We start from the raw sequence: 21,441 nt of genomic DNA on the forward strand, positions 1-21,441 counted from the left end.
GCCAGTGCCAGTGCCAGTGCCAGTGCCAGTGCCAGTGCCAGTGCCAGTGCCAGTGCCAGTGCCAGTGCCAGTGCCAGTGCCAGTGCCAGTGCCAGTGCCAGTGCCAGTGCCAGTGCCTGTCAGCGAGACCTGTGGGTCGGTAGTGGGGCGGTCAGTTGTTGGATGCTGAGTGCCTGTTTGCTGTGTGCTTGGAAGCTGTGTCGAGCCCGTGTTCGGTAGTTGTGGCTTGTGAGTTGGCGTCTCGTTGGTGGTTAGGGTCACCTGAAAGGCGGGCAGGGTGCCGCTTGAGGTGAGTGCATGGGCGAGGGGCGTCAGACTTGGGGGCTGTGCTGTGCCTTTTTCGAAGCCGCTAAACTCCTCTATTCCCGTGGTCTGCGCCGCGCGGTGGGCCAGTTTGTTTTGCGGCTGCGCCGCATTTGCTTGTGCTTCTGACGTTTGAGTTTCTTGTGCCAGCGCTTTTTGTGACTGAAGCTCTTGAGATGGGTTTTCCTGTGGCTGCGCCGCTGACGTTATCTTATCGTCTAATTCTGTTGAGCTTGGTGTCTGATCGCCCTGAACCATTGGGCCCAGAACTGCACTATTTGCCAGATCTGCGTCTAGTTGCTCTGGCTCTGACTCTGGTTCTGGTATTGGCTCTGGCTCTGCGCCTGCGCTGGCGGCAGTGTGCCAAGGCTTCTCCGCCACCAGATCTTGATTAAATCGGCTCGATGTCTTGCCGTCCCGGTACTCTTCGGCCTTGAGCTGCTCGACCGCCTTGTCTTGCGCCCTGGCGAGACGTTTCGCCTCGCGTTCACGTCGCTGAGCCTCTGTTAACTGCTCCTGCTCGCTCGCTGGCTGCGAATTGGTTTGCGGCTTAGCCTGATTCCTAGCCTGACTAGATTCGTCTTGAGGCGGCTTGTTGGGGCGCTTATCTTGGCTCATGGCGTTCTCCTAACGTTCACCAAAGGCTTCGGTCACATTGGTAAATACGGGTTTCCACAGGTATTGGAAGACAGTTTTGTCGCCTGTCACTATGTCGGCTTCCCCAGTCATGCCGGGAATCAACGCCAGCTTATCGGGTTGGTCGCCGAAGTAAGGTTTGTCGATGGCGATCTGTACCTTGTAGAAGACGCCGCCCTTCTCGTCTGCGTCTGTGCTGGGGGAGATCTTCTTCACCAGCCCATCAATGGCGCCATAGCGGCTGTAATCGAAGGCATCTATCTTGATGCGAGCTTTCTGTCCGACGGTGACGAAGCCTATGTCTCTAGGGGACAGCTTGGCCTCCAGTAGCGCTGTTGGAGTGGTGGGGACGATTACTGCGACTGTACCGCCCGGTTGGATCACGCTACCCGCCGAGTTGTTGGGGATAGATTGAATGATGCCATCCACCGGCGAGGTAACCCGGTTCTGTTGCACCTGGGAGTCAGAGGATTTGAGTCTCGCTATGATGCCCAGCAGCTCTGCCTGGGCGTCGGTGCGTTTCTCGCCTACCTCGTTGAAGAGGCTTGCCTGCTTCTGGGCCAGCTGTTTCTCTTGATTGTCGATATTGCGTTTCAGTACGCTACTACGTCCCTCCAAGACTTTGAGTTCTCGGATATAGGAATCAAGTTTTTGTTGTGATTCCATCATCCTGAGCTTAGAGACTGCCTGTTGCTCCTTGACCGAGTTCATCATCTTGAGGGTTTGTTCCACCGAGCGGATCTGATCTTTGAGCGGGGTGATTTCCTGCTCGACACTGGCCAACTCTGCCTCAGACTTAGCCACGTCAGATTCGGACAGGGCGATAATTGCCTGTTTCTCCTGATTCATACGTGCCAGGGCATTGATGTGCTGGGCCACTAGGGCGGGAAAGGCAAGCTGATAGGCTTCGAAGTCTGCTTCTCGCTCTTCGAGGAAGGCATTGTATCTCTCTATCTTCAGCTCCAGGTTGGCCTGCTTGCTTTGAAGCTCCTCTTTGAGAGCCTGGCTGTCGGTGGCGACAAAGTTGGCGATCAGGTCACCCTTCTTGACTAGGTCTCCCTCGGCGACGGCGATCGATGCCAGGGTACCGCCGGTCTGGCTCTGGATCACCTGCCTGTGTCCCAGTGGCACCACCTGGCCTTTGGCCTTGGCTATCTCTTCTATGTTGGTGAAGATAGACCAAATCAGCAGAATGAAGACGGCCGTGGCGATAAAGAAGGTGATGCGACGAATGGCGCGTTTCTCGGCGGGCGCCTCGACGGCCTCGGTAAATTCGTGTTCAGGCCAGGATTGCTGAGTGAGTTTGTTATCATTCATTTTGTGAGGCCTCCATGCTGGGGGTTGGGTCCTGATTGGTTGCACTTTGTGTCGTCACACCGTCTTGGTTAGGCAGCGGACCTGCGTAGACTACTGTGCCCTTGTCGAGGATCACCACCTTGTCCGCCTGCTGAATGAGCGAATGGTCATGTGTGGTGAATAGGATTGTGGTTTTGCCCTTGAGGTTTCTCAGGGTCTTGATAAAGGCCTGTCTGGCAAAAGGGTTTCGATTGGCTATCGGTTCATCCATCACCAGCAGGGGGGAGCCTTTCAACAGGGCTCTTGCCAGGCTGATATAGCTGCTCTCTACCGCAGAGAACATGCTGGTGCCGCGGGAGAAGAGGTTGGCATCTATGTTCTGTTTCAGCGCCTGCAGCAGCGAGGCGCCGCCGGCATCGGTAATAGCCTGCTTAAGCTCTTCGTCGCTGGCCTCTGGCTTGGCCAGGCGCAGGTTGTCCGCCAGGGTGCCGGGTAAGAGCTCGCTGTTGGTGGGGCTGTAGGCGGCCCACTGACGGAAGATCTCAGGGTCGAACTGCTTCAGGTTCTTGCCATTGACGGTGACGAAACCGGCCTGGGGCTCGATAACCCCTATGGTGGCGAGTAGCAGCGAGGTCTTGCCGCTACCGTTAGGGCCTATGATGGCCACCGTTTCGCCTGCTTCTATATCGAGTGTGACGCCTGAAAGTGCTGGCTCACTGTCGCCGCTGTATCTAAGGGTGACGTGTTTGAAGGAGAGCGTTGGTGCTTTGTTAAGGTCCGGTGAGTCGAGTCTGAGTTCATTGAACTCTGTTGTGACCGCCATGAAACGATCGAATTGGTCGATCGCTCCCTTGAGTAGTGTAAATTTTTGTCGCGAGGCGAAAGCCAGTTGCGCTGGCCCTGTGATCCGCCAGATTAGCATCACGCAGGCGATTAGTGCCCCTGGGGTGATGCTCTGGTTGAGCACCAGGAAGATGCCGGTAAATACTGTGGCGAGAGCGGTAAACAGCCCCATGGCATGAGCCACCGCTGCGTTGAGTCCCGCGCGCTTGCTGTAGAGAAAGTTCTGCCGGCAATTTTCCCGGGCGCGGCGCATAAATTGCTCGTACCAGGCGCCGCTCTCGCCTGCACTCTTTAGTGGTAGCAGATGAGTCGAGAGTTCGTTGAGGCTGTTCTGATACTCGCCGCTGATGGTGGGTGCGGCGGCCTGGGTAAACCTGTCCAGCGCCTTCATCACCAGGTAGAAGATCAGCAACATGGCCAGCGGCACCAACACCAGAAAACCACTCAATAGAGTGATGGCGACCAGAGCGATGAGGGTAAAGGGCAGATCGATGAGGCCAGCGCCGCCAGGGCCAGCCACTAGACTGCGCACCTTCTCGGCGTTGCGCATCCGAGCTAGATGACTGGAGAGTCCTACACGCGAGAGTAGGCCAAGGGGCATACTCAGCAGACGATTGAAGGTGATGCCAGAAAGATCCCTGGCGAAACGATTGCTGACATTGGCCAAAGCCTGTGCTCTAAGCAGCCTACTGGCGACAAATATCCCCAGGGCTAGTGCAGCCCCTAGGGCGATGCTTGGCAGGATCTGCGGCGCCTGACCACCGATGACTCTGTCGTACACCGCCATGGTAAAGAGGGGGATGGCCAATCCGCCGAGACTGGAGAGCAGGCTCAGCCAGAAGATGGGGTGATACCAAGGCCTGAGCTTAGCTAGATGGGAGGCAAAGACGCTGCTGTTTCGGCTCTGGGCCGGTAGACTCTCGACCAGAAACACATGGCCGACGCTCGGCAGTTTGTCGAGTGCGAGCCATTGATTATCTTGGCTTAAGTATTGAAAACTGTGATTACTGCGCCGCGCTACCATAGGCTCGTCATCCTGTGGCAGCAAGATGAAGGGGTAGACGCTGTGGACCAAGAGGTTAGTGTCTAGTGCCTGTACTTTTATTCCCACATGATGTTTCTTCAGCAAAACATAGGCTTCTAGGTGGGTTAGCCTGTCGTTGAGATCGCTCTTGTCGATGTTGCTGGCCTGCACGCTAAGGCCTAGCTGATGGAACAGGTCGATCAGCAGTGACTTAGGTAGATGTATCGGATCCAGGGGCTGCTTCATTAGTGCTCTCCTCCTTGAACTTGGCTGACTAGCTCGCCCTGCTCGCCGAGAGCGATCTGCATGTCACTCAGTGCTGCTACCTCGTCAAAATAGGAGGCGATGACAACCGTCATCTGCCCGCGCCGCTCGGCTAACACCTGCAGCAGACGGCTCTGAGAGTCGGCATCTAGTGAAACCATGGGCTCGTCCAGCAACAGGATAGATGGGGATTGTGCCAGGGCTCGCACCAAGGCGATCAGCTTGATAGCCCCCTTGTTGAGCACCTGGTTTTCATTGCTGCCAACCTGGGTCTGATAACCTGCCGGCAGCTGCGCTAGGGTGGCTGATAGGCCGAGTTGGTCGGCGATCACCATGGCACTCGCCTCACGCTCGCGACGAAACAGCGTCATATTCTCTAAGATGGTACCGCTGAAGAGGCTGGCCCAGGGAGGGACGTAGCAGATAGACTGACGGTACTCGAAGTCGTCGTGATCCTGCTGCGGCACACCCGCGATGGCTATCTGCCCGCTATCTAGCTGGTGAAAGGCGCCTATGGTGCTCAGTAGCAGGCTGGCATGTGTCATGGGGTTGGAGGTAACGGTGGCGATGCTGCCTGCGGGTATGGTGAGGCTGATGTTGTCGAGCTGGGCGCTGGTCTTTTCGGCGCAGATACTCTCCAAACGGATAGGGCCTAGGGGCAGCTTTTCTTGATAGCGGGTCTGGCCGTTAAAGGTTTCCTGAGGCGTTGCGATCAAAGCATTGACCTGATCCATCGCCTCCTTGGCACTGACATATTTGGCCCTCAGGCTGCCGATGGCGCTTAAGGGAGCGACGGCGCGACCAGCCAGGATGGAACAGGCCGCCAAGCCACCTGTGGTCAGGTTACCGTTAAGTACCTCAAAACAGCCAATCATTACCAGGCACAGGGTGGTGGCCTGGGCGGTGCCCTGGATCAGTTCCTGAAGTTTCGCCGACAACCAGTCGACCTCCTCTTGCTGAGCCAGACGTTGATGATTGATCTTCTTATAGGCGTAGGTCATGCGGGACTCAAGCGCCATTGCCTTGGTGGTGGTGAGACCGGAGAGCACCAGCATCAACAGACGGGTACGTTCATCCTGACTCAGACTCAGTTCCTTGGTGGCGAGAGAGAGCTTCTGTCCGAGTTGCCATACTCTTATGCCAGCGATTAGCCAGACCAGTAGGGGGATAAATACCAGAGGTCCACCTATGTAGGCGACTAAAGCAAGGAAGATAACCACGAAAGGAAAATCCATCAGTGCGACGGCGGCTTGTCCAGAATAGATGTCGCGCATCGCCGCTATGCTGTGAATGCCGTGGGAGATCTTGCCTGTCCCTAAGTTTTCTATGTGATGATAATCGGCATTGAGCAGGCGTTTAACCACCCGGGTGATGGTGTGCAGTTCATAGTTGGCCGCCGAGGCGCCGAGTAGCCAGCTGCGGGCGTATCTGAGTATCAGCTCCAGCAGGATGGCGATGGCAACTCCAATTACAAGAACCGTTGCTGTACCATGCGCCTCGTTGGGCAGGATACGATCGTAGATCTGTAACATGGTGAAAGGCAGGGCGAGTGAAAGCAGATTGATAAACACAGAGGCCAGGAGCAGTTCGTTGAACGATTGATTCTGTGCGAGCAAACGAAAGGTTTTAACCATCTATGTTGTCCCTTGGAATAATTAGTGATTAAACAAGAGTGTAGTTCAAAGTTGCTATAACCAAAGCTAGCAGCTTGTTTTCATTTTAGATATAAGACAAATTTCTACTCTTGTTACTGTTTTTCTCTCAACTCAAGCCAACTTTTACCTTTGCTTAACAGGTGTACGTCGCGTTGATGCATTTAGGTTCACTTGGATGTAAATAAACTAACCCATCTAATACTTGGTTCCATTTTAGTTACCCGTGATTGAGTAAGGGTTCTACTTGCGTTGAAGTGGATTAGGAGCTCCTATTCTCTATGGATAAGGTGAAATTAAGGTGAGGGCTAAAAAAAGAGGTCTGGCGAACCAGACCTCTTTGCTGCAGGGAGATGACGATGGGAAAACTATTTAGCGTGTTTAGGGCCTTTCTTGTTCTTCATTGGATCGCCGTCGTAGCCTAAGGCTTGCCAGTCTAAACGTGTGCCCTTGTTGTGGCAGTCGTTACATTTGAGCGCCTGATCTTTTGGTGAAACCATGTGGTTGATACGCCACCACATCTCGGTTTCGGCAAAACCATGCTCGCCACTGTACTTAATGCCTTGCTGGGCCAGTGCCTGGTTAGCCTCCATGCCGAGCTTGGCGGCCTTATCCCAGTCGAACTCTTTCCAGTAACCACCCTTGCCATAGACCTTGGCGGTCACGAAGATGTTCTGCTTCTTGTCGTAGATCTGCTTGCCGCGATGTACCTTGAATGGGTAGATCTTGGCAGTCTTGTCAGCGATATCACCTAGTGGCGTGGTGAGCTTCGTGACCTTAGTCGGATCCATCTTGTCACCCACCATGTAGGCATCGGCCTTGCCGTTGTACCAGGCGTATTCCGGCTTAACCATCTTGCCCCAGACGAAGCTGCCTTTCTTCTTCATGAAGGTGTGCTTGCCATACTCGTCGACAGTCTCCTCTTGATCGCTACCGGCGGTAGACCAATCCCAGCTCATCTTAGTGGGTTCGTTGCGGGCGAAGAAAGGAATATGACAGGTCTGACAGGCGACGCTGGCGGTGTGGGTGTTGAGACGCTTGTTGGCGTGTGGCGCGCTATCGTGGCAGTTTTCACAGCCAATATCGTTGTCGCCGCCTGGCGATACGCCCATGGCATTACCCGTGATCTGGTGCTGCTCTGTGGTGTGACAGGTCTGGCACTGGAAGTCATTGCCGTCGGTATCCATGTGTATGTCGGTCGCCTTGTCGGGATAGGCCATAGAGGAGTCGAGATCCCCATGCTTGACCGCGTCGCCGCCACCACCATAGAAGTGGCAGGTACCGCAGTTGTCACGTACCGGCATGCCGACATTCTGTGCCACGCGCTCCAGGTTGACCTTGGCCAGGGCCTCGCCGGCACCGGCGGGATCCTTGATATAGGTACCTGTGGTGTCGTGACAAACCAGACAGTCGACCTTGGTCATGTCGCTAAAGTCGAAGCTGTTGTCTTTCCAGCCGTAGCCAGCGTGACAACTGGTACATCTGGGCTCGTTACCCGCAATCGAGGTACAGAAGTTGTTGATGGCGTTTTTCTTACCGCGTTTTACCGTGCGGCCGGGGAGCTTCTGTTCCAGTTCCCAGGTCCAGTGAGACGACTTCATGAAGTCTTTGGCGTGATCTTCATGACATTCGATACACTGTTCGGTCACTTGAGAGCCCTGGGTAAAGGGGCCTTGAATGGCTTCCTTATGGGGGTTATCGGCGACGGCATTGAGGCTGGCCAGGCCGAAAACTCCGGCGGCAAACATCGCCGTGAGAGAAAGTGAGTGTTTCATGGTGCATTCCCTACCCCCGGCCGCAGCCGGGGGAGATATTTTAATTAGAAGTTGACGACGAGTGAGGCGTTGAGGTCATAGGCGGTATCGACCACAGGCAACATGGAGAAAGCAGAACCATTGATCACGTCATCCACTTTTTGCGGTGCGCCCACTGGAGTGCCACTGCCGGTATATTCGTAGTCGTAATAGAGACCGGCGAGCTTGATAAACATCCTAGGGTTGATATCAAACATATAGTAGGCTTCGGCGACATGACCGCGTGTGGCCAGCTTGCTGCCGATAGGGTCGTCCTGGGCCTGAGTAAATGGGGTCCAGTACTTGGAACCATAGTTGTATTCCAGACCGAACTTGCCGTATGGCGCGGGAACCTGAATACCCACATAGATACCGTAACCATCTTTGGTGTCGGCTTCGTCGGCGGCGCTAGGCATCATGATGATCTCGCTGCCGTCGGCGTTGAGTTGTGCCTCGAAGACCGCATCACTGAGCATGCCACCAAACATACCGGCGTTACCGTTGCCTTCGGCGCGGGTCCAGCCGAATGAGGCGAAGGCCTTGAAGTCTTCATCGCTCTCGTAGGCGTAGCCTATGCCACCCAGGTACATGTCGCCGATCACGCCGCTAGGCTGTACTCGGGTCTGGAAGTTGAAGTTGCTGAACTTCTGCATGTCTTGGTACATGGTCGGTGCGAAGATGCCGGCCAGCTGTGTCGGGAAGGCCATGGTGCCCTTGAAGCCGTCGTTGATATCTTTGGCGCCAAACAGGGTGATTTGCAGGAAGTGGTTGCCGTCGTTGATGGCATCTATGTTAAAGCCGCCCAGGTGGGTGTCTTTGGTGACGATATCGCCAAACATCTCACCGTTGCCCCACTGTGACTCGAAGCCCTGGCCATAACAGAAACGCACCACTTGACCGTCGATACCAGTGATCTCGCCCAGTTTGTAGCCCAGTGTCAGACCATCGAAGTTGAAGTTAACCAGATGGCCCGATGGCGTGCCGCCACGCATCTCATTTTCACGGTATTGGGTTGGTGGGCCATAGGTTGAAGGACGGCGACCGATAGATAGGTAGGTTTTTGAACCACCAATGTTTTTCCAGTCGAAGTAGGCGCGTTCTACGCGGAGCCAGTCACCGCTGGTGTTACCACTGTTGGTGCCATCCATGGTGAATGAACGCCAGGAATCGAACACCTGCACGCCGGTAGAGTCTCCCCAGTTTTTATACATACTGAGACGACCGGCGAAGTTGACGTTATCCCATACCTTGGCCTTGAGGTTTAGTCTCAGGCGTGTGGTGTAGAAGATGTCGTTGTTGATGTCCTGAGTGGTCTTGGGCGCCAAGACGTAGGGCATCACGCCTTGCAGCATACCACTCTGGAAGGCGGCGGCCAGATCCGGGTTGGCCTGCATCATCTGTCCCAAGGGGGAGGCGGGATCGTTGGGCATACCAAAGGCACCAGACATGGCTTTTGCACCAAAATCATTGAAGTCTACCTTGATTGCAGGGTTCCAGGTGACATTTTGATAGTGCAATGAATGGGCCTTGGTACGGAAATCTCCAGTGAGTTGAATTCTATCGAGCGCACTATGACGTTCGTTTTTGTCAACACGACTGTTGATGTCTTCAATCTCTTCGGTGAGATCGGCAAGCTGTTGTTTAAGCTCGGCTAGTTTTTGTGCATCACTATCGGCGGCATAGGCTGAGCCAGAGATGGCGAGTGCATTTGCGATGAGTATGGATAGTAGAGTACGCATGTGAATCTCTCCTTATGCGCTCGTTGGGGTTGTTGACGAGCGCACCGATAACAAGTCCGTGGTTAACCGCATGTCTGTGGCTGATCTGAGTCGGCCGCATGGTCATAGAGGAACTGTTGGATGTCTAAACGATCCTTTTCAGAGAGCTTCTCGAAGACTTCCGGCTTTACTTTATGCATGTCACGTTTGAAGTAACGATCCCATTGGCTCATGGTCTTGCTCATAGGGGTCAGTTCACCGGCGGCATCGCCCTTGCTGTGGCAGGCTTTGCATTCTTTTTTATACAGGTGTTTCCCTTTCTTAGGGTTACCACCGTCGACGGCGTAGGCTTGTCCGCCAACTGTGAAGGCGAGGAGTAAGCATGTAGCTATTTTGGCAACGTTTTTCATCATCATTTTCCTTAATCGCTACTCTGAGCGATTTATTAACCTGAAACAAAATGCTTGTTTCTTGTTGGAAAATTTACCAAAAGGGAGTAGTTGTAAACTTGATGTTGATCACTTTCATGAAAAAAATCTAATTGATAAAAATATCATGGATATAAATCTAATGAATATTTTGTAATATGTTGAAATTTAATAATTTTATGTTCTTGCGGTTGGCGTGCGGTGTTCCTGTAATCGCTATAAAAGTACCTAGTTAGATCACATTTTATTACTTAAGCTATCTCTAAATGGGTATTCTTGGCTGTGTTTGTATTGCATAGGCGCCGGTTTAGGGGGGAGGGGCGCCTACCGAATCGACAGGATTTATATGTGTGGGTAGGGGCGACTAAATAATTTGAAAAAAAGTGTTTAAACCTCAGGTTTGGAGAGCACTTTTTTGTCGTCTTAGTCTATCTTTAAAGACGACTCGGGTAGCTTCCTGAGCGAGAACAAAAATAATGAACAGGGTGAATAAGATGAAATACCTTAGCTTGGTCATCGCGGTGTTATTGTCTGGTAGTGCCTCTCTGGCGTCTGCCGCTTCTCTCTACAACGAGGCTCGTAGTGATGCCATGGGCGGAACCGGGGTGGCAGCCTCTAACCGTGAAGGTGCCGCCTTTATCAACCCCGCCTTATTAGCCATTCATGCGCCCAAGTATTCCGGCGGCGCGGTGATGTTGCCCGTACTCGGTGCCGAGGTTGCAGATGTCGATAACCTGACCGACAAGTTCGATGCCCTGCAGGACTCCTATGACGGCCTAGAGGCGGCCATCAATGCCAGTGATGTGGCGGGCATTACCAATTATCGCGACATGCTGGTTGCCGATCTTAGATCCCTCGATGGTGAAAATGCCTATGCCAGCGTGGGCCTGGGGTTTTCTGTGGTCTTGCCAACCAAGCGTATGCCCATGTCTATTTTTTATAAGACCTATATCGATGCGGTGAGTGTGGCGGTGATCGAGGAGAGTGATATCGATACCCTGACCGATTTGGATCCCAACAACCCGCCTCAGGTGACAGATCTCGACTCTCAAGGAGCCGTGGTTGCCGGGGCTATTTCAGAGATCGGGGTTGCCTTGAGCTTCCCGCTGTCGATTGTGAACATGCCGGTGGCCGTCGGTATTTCCCCCAAGCTGCAGCGTATCGATACCTATAACTATGTGGTGAGTGCCAACAACTTCGATGCCGATGATTTTGATGACAGTAAGTATCGCAACGATGATACCGTGGCAAACTTGGATATTGGCGTTGCCATTCAGCCCATGGATGGTATGACTCTGGGCTTGTCTGGCCGCAATCTGGTGAGTCAGAAAGTTGATACCGTGGAGGCTTTGGGACGTCAGTTTACCTATCGGGTCGAGGCCTTATATACCTTAGGTGTTGCCTATGACTGGGACAATTTCAGCCTGACCACAGATGTGGATCTCAATAGTCATAAACGTTTCGATGAGATAGGTGAAACTCAATACTGGCGTCTGGGCGGCGAGATGCGGGCGACCGATTGGCTGGCATTGCGTGTCGGCTATCGCCACGATATGAAAGATACCAGCAGCAACCTCTATACCCTGGGCACAGGCTTTACCATAGGCCGCTCCTTTAATCTGGATCTCACCGGTCTGGTGGGCACAGATGACGCCGTGGGCGGGGTGATTCAGACCTCCTATCATTTCTAGGGATAGGTTTTTTAGCTGAAACAAGAAGGCCGGCTGTAATGTCGGCCTTCTCTTTATCCTAGAGGAGTTACAGCAGGGCGCTTAAGGACTTGGCGGCCAGCAGGATGGCGCTCAGACTACAGAGCACCAGGGTCATGAGGCGGGTCTTGTTCTTGTCTATGCGCCCCACCAGGCGATTGGCCACCAGGTAACCGAGCAGCACTGAGGGAAGCAGCAGCGCCGAGCAGTAGAAGTGATGCAGGGTCAGCAGACCGGTGAGTCCCAGAATCACTATAGCGATAGTGGAGCTGAAGATGAAGAAGGCCGATAGGGCCGCGCGAAACTGCTTAGCATCTTTGCCCGAGAGCAGTATGGCCAGCGGCGGTCCGCCGATGGCGGCGATGTTGCCGAAGATGCCGGAGATCACCCCGGCGATAAACAGGCTGCGACGGTTAACCACCAGGTTGAGCCGCAGCAGGCTGAGCAGTACGGCGATGGCCACGATGATGGCGATGGTCATTCCCAGCACGGCTTGAGGCGCGACCAATAGCAGGCCTGCACCGATGAAGCCGCCGGGGATGCGTCCCAGCAAGGCATACTGTAGGCCGTTGAATTCCAGGGCGCCACGCTCGCGCAGCAGGGTCAGCATAGCGATAGAGAAGCCCATCAGAATGACGGGGCCCGGCACCAGTGACGGCTCGATAAGATAGAGCAGCGGTGCGGCGACGACCGCCATGCCGAAACCGATCAGGCTCTGGGTGAGGGCGCCGACGAAGACGATAAGCGAGGCTAGCGCCAGAATATGAGGATCGAGCGGAAGTGCAGGCACTGCAATGTTCCAGGCTAAGGTTGAAAACTAAAAGAGGGACCGCCTAGCGATCCCTCTATCGATTCGTGTGTGAGTGGATTACTCCATCTCTTCCCACTCTATGCCCATCTCTGTCATCAGACGTTTGACTTCGGCTGGGATGCTATCTGGCTTGTCTTTAGACAGGTCATCGTCTTGGGGGAGTGGTTGACCGGTGTAGGCGTGCAGGAAAGCCTCGCACAGCAGCTCGCTGTTAGTGGCGTGACGCAAGTTGTTGACCTGGCGCCGGGTGCGCTCGTCGGTTAACACCTTAAGCACCTTTAGAGGAATAGAGACAGTGATCTTCTTTACCTGCTCATTCTTCTTACCATGTTCAGCATAGGGGCTGATATAATCGCCATTCCACTCAGTCATTGACTCACCTGTAAATTCTAAAATTCGGTGCAGATTTTAAACCCTTACAAATTACAGTCAAATTATTGCCTCGAATTTTTGGTAAATGCAAATAGATTTCTAAATGTTTGGACGTCTAAACGTCTAAAAGTTGTTGACGCTCACTATCTGCTTAGGTACATTTAGACGTCCAGACATCTCTTTTGTCTAAGATGCCTGCCCAGATCCATATTGAGGAGTTGAAGATGACAGCGCGTAAACTAGCCACCGCCGCCGTACGACGAGGCATAGAGTCAGACACTCAGCACGGTGCCGTGGTGCCGCCTATCTATCTGTCGACAAACTACTCGTTTGAAGGGCATCAGCAGCCGCGGGATTTCGATTACAGCCGTTCCGGCAACCCGACCCGTTCTATTCTGGGGGAGGCGATTGCCGAGCTGGAACAAGGGGCGACCGGCGTGGTGACCTGCACCGGCATGGCGGCCATCACACTGGTGACCAGCCTGCTTGGGCCGGAGGATCTACTGGTGGTGCCTCACGATTGCTATGGCGGCAGCTATCGACTCTTCACCAATTTGGCCAAGAAGGGTGCCTTTAGGCTCCTGGTGGTGGATCAAACCGACGAGCGTGCGCTTGAGCAGGCACTGACCCAGTCTCCTAAGATGGTGTGGCTGGAGACCCCCTCTAACCCGCTGCTGAGAGTGGTGGATATTCAGGCCATCGCCCAGGCGAGCCACAAGGTGGACGCTCAGGTGGTGGTGGACAACACCTTCCTCTCTCCCGTTTTACAACAGCCACTGCTGCTGGGGGCCGACATTGTGGTGCACTCGACCACTAAATATATCAATGGCCATAGCGATGTGGTGGGCGGCGCCGTGGTGGCGAAAGACCCTGAGGTGGGTGAGCTACTGCACTGGTGGTCGAACACCCTAGGTCTCACCGGGTCGGCCTTCGACAGTTACCTGACTCTGAGGGGGCTGAGAACCCTGGCGGTGCGCATTCGTGAACACCAAGCCAACGCTCAGAAGGTATTGGCACTGCTTTGTGACCACAAGGCGGTGGAAAAAGTGTATTATCCGGGGCTTGCCGAGCATCCTGGCCATGAAATTGCGGCCAGACAGCAGAAGGGCTTCGGCGCTATGCTGAGTTTTGAGCTAAAAGGTGGCGAATCGGCACTCGTTGCCTTTTTAGATGCGTTACAATACTTCTCGGTAGCCGAGAGTCTGGGAGGCGTTGAGAGTCTGGTGGCGGTGCCCGCGACCATGACCCATAGAGCCATGGACCCAGAGGCACGCCGCGAGGCGGGCGTGAAAGATACCCTGATCCGTTTGTCAGTGGGCATAGAAGATGGCGAGGATCTGGTGGCAGATATTCTTGCGGGTTTAGAAGCGGCTATCGCGGTAAGTAGTTAAAGGGTTTGAGGAGCAGATAATGACACGATGTCATTTGCATAAGTTTGGTGGTTCTAGTTTAGCGGATGCAGATTGTTACCGCCGCGTCGCCCACATTTTACTGACCCATGGCCACAGCGATGATCTTATCGTGGTGTCGGCCGCGGGCAAGAGCACCAATTTCCTATATCGCCTGCTGGAGCTGTGCGACACAGATCAGCTGTGGCAGGAAGAGTTACAGGTGCTGGTGAGTTACCAGCAGAATCTGATCGAGCAGCTGCTCTCCAACGAGCAGGCCCGTAGCCTGAGAGAGCGCCTGGCTACCGACAAGTCGCAACTTAGCAGCCTGTTGTCGCTCGATGAACTTAACGACTATCAACGTAACCAGGTGGTGAGTTTCGGCGAGCGCTGGTCTTCGCGTCTGCTGGCGGCGCTGCTGCGTGAGTCTGGCGTGGCGGCGCTTGATGTCGATGCCCGCACCCTCCTGGTCGCCGATGAAGGCGCCGTGCCGCAGATCCGCCTTGGCGAGTCGCGCCAGAAGGTGCAGGCGCTGCTCGAGGCCCATCCTCAGGAGCGTCTGGTGATCACTGGCTTTATCTGCGCCAACGAGCAGGGAGATACCCTATTGCTCGGCCGTAACGGCTCAGATTTTAGTGCCACCTTGCTAGCCAGCCTGGCCGATATCGAACGTGTCACCATCTGGACAGATGTTGAGGGGGTGTTTAACGCCGACCCTAACCGAATCAACGATGCCAAGTTGCTCAAGAGCATGTCGCTCACCGAGGCGAACCGCCTGGCGCACCTTGGTTCTCCGGTGCTGCATAATCGCACTCTGCAGCCGCTATTCGATACCGAAGTGAGCCTGGCGGTGCGTTCAAGCTACGCACCCCATACAGACTTTACCCTGATCGCCCCTAAGAGCTCTTCGGCCAGCGCCCCAGTGGTGACTAGCCTCTCCAGCGTCAGCCTGTTTAGCCTGACCATAGGGGTCGAGCTGCCGCAGCTGCTGGCCTGTTTTGCCCAGGCCGGCCTGACGCCGCTGGCCTATTGGTCGCTGGCTCATGGCCGTGCCGAGCTGGCCTTTACCCATGAAAATCAGAAGCAGGCCCAGGCCATCTTCGAGGCCAAACGCAGCGAGCTGGGCATAGACGAGTTACAGCTTCGTGACGATCTCGGCCTGGTGGCTCTGGTGAGCGCCGATGCCAGCCTCTATCGCCGCGGCTTCTCGCGCCTGCTGAGCCGTGAGGCCCATCCTCTGTGTAACGATGGCCTGAGTCTGGTGACCCTGGTGCCAAAGGCGCAGGTGAACCTGTTGACCCAGAAGGTGCATAGACGCTGCGCCGGTCCGCGTAAGCGTATCGGTGTGCTGTTGCTGGGCATAGGCAACATAGGCGAAGCCTGGATCGATCTCTTCAAGCGTGCCCGTCCCGTGCTCAATAAGGAGCTGGAGGTCAGCGTCGAGTTGGTGGGACTGCTGAGTTCGAAGAAGGCCCTGCTCAGCGAGACTGATATCGATCTTAACAGCTGGCAACAGGCGTTCGAGGAGCGGGGCACGGCTTGGCAGTACTCCCATCTGTTCGAGCAGTTGCAGGCGCTAAATTGCGATGAGTTGATCGCCCTGGACATCAGCGCCAGCGCCGATCTCACCCTGCAGTACCCCGAATTCTTTGCCCGCGGTATCCATATCGTCAGCGCTAACAAGCTGGCGGGTTCTGGGCCGCTGGCCTTTTACCAGGAGCTAAAACAGCAACTGGGCAATCGTCGTCTCTTCTGGCGCTACAACGCCAGCTGCGGCGCAGGATTACCTGTGCAACACGCGCTGAACGATCTGCATAACAGCGGTGATAGTATAGAGGCCGTCGGCGGTATTTTTTCTGGCACCCTTTGCTGGCTGTTTGAGCATTATGATGCCAAGAAACCCTTCTCCGAGCTGGTGTTGGAAGCCAAGGGACTGGGGATCACCGAGCCAGATCCCCGCGACGATCTCTCCGGTCGGGACATGCAGCGTAAGTTGCTGATTTTGGCCCGCGAGATAGGCTACGACATAGAGCTGGATGATATCGAGCTGGAGTCTCTGGTGCCGAAGCATATGGCCGAGATCCCGTTGGATGATTTCCTCGCGCGTATGGCGGAGCTCGACGGCGAGATGTTGCAGCAGTATCAGGCCGCGGCCGAGCAGAATAAGGTGCTCAGATATGTGGCTTCATTGGATTCGGACCAGGGGCAACTTAAGGCCAAGGTGGGGATCCAGTGGGTAGATAACAGCCATCCTTACGCCAACCTGACACCGGGCGATAATGTCTTCGTGATCCGCAGCGATTTCTACCAGGACAATCCGTTGATTATCCGTGGTCCGGGCGCCGGGCGCGAGGTGACGGCGGCGGCGGTGCAGTCTGATCTGGCGCAGATCTGCCGGGATCTCCTGCAAGAATAATCTTATGGGTCGATGTGCATGTCGCGCATCGACCCGCTATTCACGCCTTTCTCTCTTCTTTTTTTCTATTCTTATTAGTGGGTTTCGCCGGGTTAACTCTGTGAGACAGGCGTCTCTGTGCCTGCCGCCCTACTCAGTGTCTATCATATAAACAAATTGTTTCTTAATGAGGCAATTTTTAGGCTTGACATCACTCTGAGTTTCTCTAGTATATGGACATATAGACGTCCAAACGTCTAAATGTTTCTTGTTCTAGGTCTGAGGGAATTAAGATGGCTTTTCATCACGCACAACACGCCAATTCATTGAACCAAAGCTTGTCTGAGCTTAATGGTGATATCAATGTGTCATTCGAGTTTTTCCCACCGGCGACCCCCGAGATGGAAACCATCTTGTGGAACTCCATCAGACGCCTAGAGCCGCTGCATCCCAAGTTTGTCTCGGTAACCTATGGTGCCAACTCGGGCGTGCGCGATCGTACCCACGGGGTGATCGAGCGCATCCAGAAGGAGACAGATCTTGTGGCCGCGCCCCATCTGACCCTGGTCGATGCCAGTGATGAAGAGCTGGTTGAGCTGGCGAAGCACTACTGGAACTCGGGCATACGCGATATCGTCGCGCTGCGTGGCGATCTGCCTGCGGGCAGCCCTAAGCCGACCCGTTTCGCCAACGACCTGGTACGCCTGCTGAAATCAGTGGCCGATTTCGATATATCTGTGGCGGCCTATCCCGAGGTACACCCTGACGCGCCTAATGCCCAGGCTGATCTGATTAATCTTAAGAAGAAGATAGACGCCGGAGCCAACCGCGCCATTACCCAGTTCTTCTTCGATGTGGAATCTTACCTGAGATTCAGAGACCGCTGCGTCGCCGCCGGTATCGATGTGGAGATAGTTCCGGGTATCCTGCCTGTGACTAACTTTACTCAGCTCAAACGCTTCGCCGGCATGACCAATGTGTCTATTCCCAGCTGGCTGCATAAGCAGTTTGAAGGGCTAGACGATGACCCGTCGACTCGCCAGATGGTAGGGGCCAACGTGGCCATCGACATGGTCAAGGTGTTGTCTCGCGAAGGGGTAAAAGACTTCCATTTCTACACACTGAACCGCGCCGAACTGACCTATGCCATCTGCCACACACTCGGGGTAAGGCCCGGTAAATAGCGCATTTTACATGCCAGGATAGAGGCTTAGCCCCGCCCGATAGGTGGGGCTTTTTACTGCCACGGCTGATCCTTGTCGGTATTGGATTTTACACCCATTGGAGCTGGCCGAGCGGCAGTTGTTGCTTTTGTGTGTCGCGAAGCAAGCCATTGGCTCACTATTCAATTAAACCTCAATTCAATTGAACATTAATGCAATTGAACATCAACTCATTAGAGTATTAACGCTGGCTTTTAGCTCTGGCGACCAGTTGCAATGCTCCTCCTATTGTCCCGTTCGAGACAGAGTGTTAACGTTAATGGCTAACTCTCAGTTTCTATGGTTTTTATGCACGCGAATGCGAGTCACTGCCCTCTGTGTCATCAGCCTAATCATTGTGCCTTGGCGGCTCAGCGGGAGAGCGACACCTGTTGGTGTCATCATCAGGAGTTTCCGTCTAAAGCCCAATTATCTAAGGCCCAATTACCAAAGGCCATAGCCCCTGATGTTTGTATCTGCCAGGCCTGCGCCGAGGCGCTTAGGCTAGAGGTTAAGTTGGGGGTTAAGCGAGTCGATTAATGTTAATTATTTAAGGATGAATATTTATGAAAAAAACCGCCACTATACTCATAGGCCTGCTTGTGCTCGGGGGATGTAGTAATTTAAATATGACGACAAATATTTCTCCGGCACCAGAGGAAGCACTTAAGACCTATAAGGTGGAAGAGTACAGTATGGCCGAAATTGGTCGTTATAAGGCGGAGTCTCTGGGAAAGGTCTCGTCATCTTTTTGTCGTACTCGTAACAGTCAGCCGAAGCCGACCGAGTCATTGTTGATTGGTAACCTTAAGTATCAGGCACAGAAGCGGGGGGCTAACGGCATAGTGGTCATGGAGTGTGTCGATCATAAGCTCAATAATGATTGTGCCGAGTTTTTGCGTTGTGATGCGCTGGCCTATCGGGTCGATTTCGACACTCTATAAAGTACAATCTGTTATGAAAAAAAGAGGCGAAATCGCCTCTTTTTTTATTTTATCCTCTAACGGCTTGGGAAGTAGTTGGGTCCTTCGAGTCTAAAGGCAAGAGTTTCTCTTCCCCAGTCGGATAGCATTACGTCTCTTATACGTTCGCCGTCTCCCTCACTACTGCAAGCCCACATCTCGGCGCAGGTGCGTCCGGCAATGTTAGAGCCTGTGCCTGACTCTGTATCTGGACGACTGTTGTTGAGACGGGCGATCTCATCGTCGAAGTAGCGGTTATAGTCGGGAGCAGTTACGGTAATGGTTTCCATTTCGCCCACAGGTGCACCGCTACCTGGCTTGGCATTCATATCGGCCTCGACCATGGCATATAACTTAGGTAATGACAGAGTCTTAGCCAGTTCTGAATTTTTTAGTTTTTTGGCAAAGTCTTTAGCCGAGACGTTGTTTAGCTCGTATGCCTTAGACAGCCATTTGTCTGCTTCGGTAAGATTTTGTTTTACTAGATTATCATTAAGATAGACTTTCCCCAATATCAAGGCGCTAGGCGAAAAATCGACTCTTAGGCTGCGTTCTAATAGGGAGATAGCCTTATCAACATCTTGATAGTCGGTCTCTTGCAGATACATGACGGCAGCCTTGTACTGCGCTGTTGTGTTGCCAAACTTGGCCGCGCGTCTAAACCACTTTAGCGCCTTCTTGTTGTTCTTCTTGGTGCCGTAACCTGCGTAGTAGAGCTCTCCAAGTGTCGCCATGGCGTCAGAGTGACCCCGTTTGGTCAATATGGTATACGCCTTGAAATACTCCTTACATTCGGCCGAGTCACACTCAGGTAACCCTGAGGCATAACTGCTTGATGTGATAGCCCAAAAGCTTAAGCCGATTGAGAGTGCTTTGATCATCCTTTTCATTATATTTCCTATTTATGATGGTTTATGTGCATCAACCCTACTTTAAGCGTCAATCGACTTAAAGTAGGGTTGTTGAGGCTTATGTTATCGAAAACTGAGTGCCACTTTCCCCCAGTCGGATAGCAGGAAGTCGCGAACACGCTCACCGTCTCCCTCTGAGCTACATGCCCACATTTCGGCACAGGTTCTACCGGCAATGTTGGAGCCTGTGCCTTTTTCTGTATCTGGACGAGTGTTGTTGAGACGGGCTATCTCATCGTTGAAGAACTGGGTAAAATCAGGCGCCGTCACCGTGATGGTTTCCATCTCACCGACAGGTGCGGTGCTGCCTGGTTTATTGCTGGCTTGCCGATCAATTAGGGCGTAGAGTGTCGGCATGTCGATTGCCTGGCCCTTTGTCGATGCCTTGAGCTGTCTGGCAAATTTCTGCGCCTCTTGGTTGTTGAGCTCATAGGCCTTGGCGAGCCAGTGATCGGCTTCGGCAAGGTCTTGTTTAACCAGCTCGTTACCGAGATAGATCTTGCCTAGCACGAAGGCGCTAGGAGAGAAGCCTATTTTGCTACTGCGTTTTAGCAGTGTGATGCCTTTGTCTATATCTTGATCTTCTGTATCTTGAAGATACATGATCCCCGCCTTATACTGGGCTGTGGTATTGCCAAACTTAGCTGCGCGCCTAAACCATTTGAAGGCCTGTTCTAAATCTTTTTCTGTGCCATAACCTGCATAGTAGAGTTCACCAAGCGTTGCCATGGCGTCCGAATGGCCTCGTTTGGTTAAAATGGTATAGGCCTTGAAATACTCCTGGCATTCTGCGGTGTCGCACTCTGGGAGCCCAGCGGCATAACCTTGAGCGCTAACAGCTAATAGGCCCAGTCCAACTGTGAGTGATTTGAGTGTCTTTTTCATCATCTCTTTCCTTGATTGTGTTGACAAAATTCAACCCTTCTCGCCAGAGGAGGCTAGAAGTACCACTCGTTGAAATGAAATTACCTAAAATTTAAGGCTAATGCGATGTTACCCCAGTCCGATAACTGAAGGTCACGAATGCGCTCACTGTCCCCCTCGCTGCTACAGGCCCAGATATCTAAGCAGGTTCGTCCGGCAATGCTTGAACCTGTCCCTTTTGCCGTGTCGGGACGACTCTGATTAAGTAGTGCGATCTCTTCGTCGAAGTAGGCGGCATAGTCAGGAGCCTCAACCAGTATCACCTCCATCTCTTCCATCGTAGATTTACTGTCTTTTGCGACGGGTTTTTCGGCATCGACGAGTGCAAACAGCTTAGTTAGGGGGAGTGTGGTGGTGTCAGGCGACTCTCGAAGGGTCTTGGCAAATTTCATTGCCTCTAAGTTGTTAAGCTTATAAGCGAGAGTGAGCCATCTGTCTGTTTCGGCGAGATCGGTTGGGATCAATTTGTTTTGTAGGTAGATCTTGCCTAATGCCAGCGCGCTGGGGGAGAAAGTTGCCTTGGCGCTGCGTTTTAACAAAGCGATCCCTTTATCGATATCTTGGTGTGCAGTCGTTTGCAAGTACATGATCCCAGCTTTATATTGTGCCGTGGTATGGCCAAATTTGGCGGCGCGTCTAAACCATTTAAAGGCCTTATCTAGGTCTTTTTCCGTGCCATAACCTGAGTAGTAGAGTTCACCGAGTGTTGCCATGGCACTGGAATGACCGCGCTTAGTCAAGATGGTGTAAGCATCAAAATAGGCCTCACATTCTGCCGATTTACAAGGGGTCAACTGAGTTGCATTGCAA

Annotated in this window: 18 protein-coding genes; 6 read left to right on the forward strand and 12 right to left on the reverse strand. The window is 53.4% G+C overall.

Annotated features, from left to right (window positions below; all coding sequences use genetic code 11):
* From L2731_RS02125 to L2731_RS02155, 7 genes are all read right to left on the reverse strand, one after another.
* Positions 1-921 (reverse strand): hypothetical protein (locus L2731_RS02125; protein ID WP_249251645.1); only part of this gene is annotated, 921 nt, incomplete at its 3' end.
* Between the two features lie 9 nt (positions 922-930).
* Positions 931-2,256, reverse strand: coding sequence for an HlyD family type I secretion periplasmic adaptor subunit (locus L2731_RS02130; RefSeq protein ID WP_239852698.1), 1,326 nt, complete (start codon positions 2,254-2,256; stop codon positions 931-933).
* Entirely contained in the window at positions 2,249-4,348 is a 2,100-nt protein-coding gene (locus L2731_RS02135) for a peptidase domain-containing ABC transporter (RefSeq protein ID WP_249251647.1), read from the reverse strand. The genes L2731_RS02130 and L2731_RS02135 overlap by 8 nt, the downstream gene beginning before the upstream one ends.
* A complete protein-coding gene (locus L2731_RS02140) occupies positions 4,348-6,000 on the reverse strand; it encodes an ABC transporter transmembrane domain-containing protein (RefSeq protein WP_249251648.1) in 1,653 nt (550 codons plus the stop codon). The genes L2731_RS02135 and L2731_RS02140 overlap by 1 nt, the downstream gene beginning before the upstream one ends.
* 386 nt (positions 6,001-6,386) lie before the next feature.
* Positions 6,387-7,793, reverse strand: coding sequence for a tetrathionate reductase family octaheme c-type cytochrome (locus L2731_RS02145; protein ID WP_249251649.1), 1,407 nt, complete (start codon positions 7,791-7,793; stop codon positions 6,387-6,389).
* Positions 7,794-7,837: 44 nt separating this feature from the next.
* A complete protein-coding gene (locus L2731_RS02150) occupies positions 7,838-9,550 on the reverse strand; it encodes a DUF3373 domain-containing protein (RefSeq protein WP_249251650.1) in 1,713 nt (570 codons plus the stop codon).
* Positions 9,551-9,612: 62 nt separating this feature from the next.
* Positions 9,613-9,942 (reverse strand): c-type cytochrome, encoded by a 330-nt coding sequence (locus L2731_RS02155; RefSeq protein ID WP_249251651.1) that lies wholly within the window; start codon positions 9,940-9,942, stop codon positions 9,613-9,615.
* A 509-nt stretch (positions 9,943-10,451) separates the two neighbouring features.
* Here L2731_RS02155 and L2731_RS02160 point away from each other — a divergent pair.
* Positions 10,452-11,648, forward strand: coding sequence for a conjugal transfer protein TraF (locus L2731_RS02160; protein WP_239852684.1), 1,197 nt, complete (start codon positions 10,452-10,454; stop codon positions 11,646-11,648).
* Between the two features lie 67 nt (positions 11,649-11,715).
* Here the strand turns inward: L2731_RS02160 and L2731_RS02165 are convergent, their stop codons facing one another.
* Complete coding sequence (locus L2731_RS02165; RefSeq protein ID WP_249251652.1) at positions 11,716-12,456, reverse strand: sulfite exporter TauE/SafE family protein; 741 nt, start codon at positions 12,454-12,456, stop codon at positions 11,716-11,718.
* Positions 12,457-12,534: 78 nt separating this feature from the next.
* On the reverse strand, positions 12,535-12,849 hold the full coding sequence (gene metJ, locus L2731_RS02170; protein ID WP_011864325.1) for a met regulon transcriptional regulator MetJ: 315 nt from the start codon (positions 12,847-12,849) through the stop codon (positions 12,535-12,537).
* 224 nt (positions 12,850-13,073) lie between these two features.
* Between metJ and metB the strand changes: the two genes are divergently transcribed.
* The 5 genes from metB (at position 13,074) to L2731_RS02195 (ending at position 18,778) form a co-directional block, all read left to right on the forward strand.
* Positions 13,074-14,240 (forward strand): cystathionine gamma-synthase, encoded by a 1,167-nt coding sequence (gene metB, locus L2731_RS02175; protein ID WP_239852682.1) that lies wholly within the window; start codon positions 13,074-13,076, stop codon positions 14,238-14,240.
* Between the two features lie 19 nt (positions 14,241-14,259).
* Positions 14,260-16,653 (forward strand): bifunctional aspartate kinase/homoserine dehydrogenase II, encoded by a 2,394-nt coding sequence (locus L2731_RS02180; protein ID WP_249251653.1) that lies wholly within the window; start codon positions 14,260-14,262, stop codon positions 16,651-16,653.
* Between the two features lie 272 nt (positions 16,654-16,925).
* On the forward strand, positions 16,926-17,816 hold the full coding sequence (gene metF, locus L2731_RS02185) for a methylenetetrahydrofolate reductase (protein ID WP_249251654.1): 891 nt from the start codon (positions 16,926-16,928) through the stop codon (positions 17,814-17,816).
* A gap of 327 nt (positions 17,817-18,143) precedes the next feature.
* Positions 18,144-18,374: a cysteine-rich CWC family protein gene (locus L2731_RS02190; protein ID WP_249251655.1), complete on the forward strand. Its 231-nt coding sequence runs from the start codon at positions 18,144-18,146 to the stop codon at positions 18,372-18,374.
* 89 nt (positions 18,375-18,463) lie between these two features.
* A complete protein-coding gene (locus L2731_RS02195) occupies positions 18,464-18,778 on the forward strand; it encodes a hypothetical protein (RefSeq protein WP_249251657.1) in 315 nt (104 codons plus the stop codon).
* Between the two features lie 56 nt (positions 18,779-18,834).
* On the opposite strand, the gene L2731_RS02200 is transcribed toward L2731_RS02195, so the two are convergent.
* The 3 genes from L2731_RS02200 to L2731_RS02210 form a co-directional block, all read right to left on the reverse strand.
* Positions 18,835-19,686, reverse strand: a complete 852-nt coding sequence (locus tag L2731_RS02200) for a tetratricopeptide repeat protein (protein WP_249251658.1) — start codon at positions 19,684-19,686, stop codon at positions 18,835-18,837.
* Between the two features lie 84 nt (positions 19,687-19,770).
* On the reverse strand, positions 19,771-20,592 hold the full coding sequence (locus L2731_RS02205) for a tetratricopeptide repeat protein (protein ID WP_239852676.1): 822 nt from the start codon (positions 20,590-20,592) through the stop codon (positions 19,771-19,773).
* An 80-nt stretch (positions 20,593-20,672) separates the two neighbouring features.
* Complete coding sequence (locus tag L2731_RS02210; RefSeq protein ID WP_239852675.1) at positions 20,673-21,425, reverse strand: tetratricopeptide repeat protein; 753 nt, start codon at positions 21,423-21,425, stop codon at positions 20,673-20,675.
* Positions 21,426-21,441 lie beyond the last annotated feature (16 nt).

The sequence above is a fragment of the Shewanella aquimarina genome (assembly GCF_023349185.1).
Taxonomy (GTDB): domain Bacteria; phylum Pseudomonadota; class Gammaproteobacteria; order Enterobacterales; family Shewanellaceae; genus Shewanella; species Shewanella aquimarina.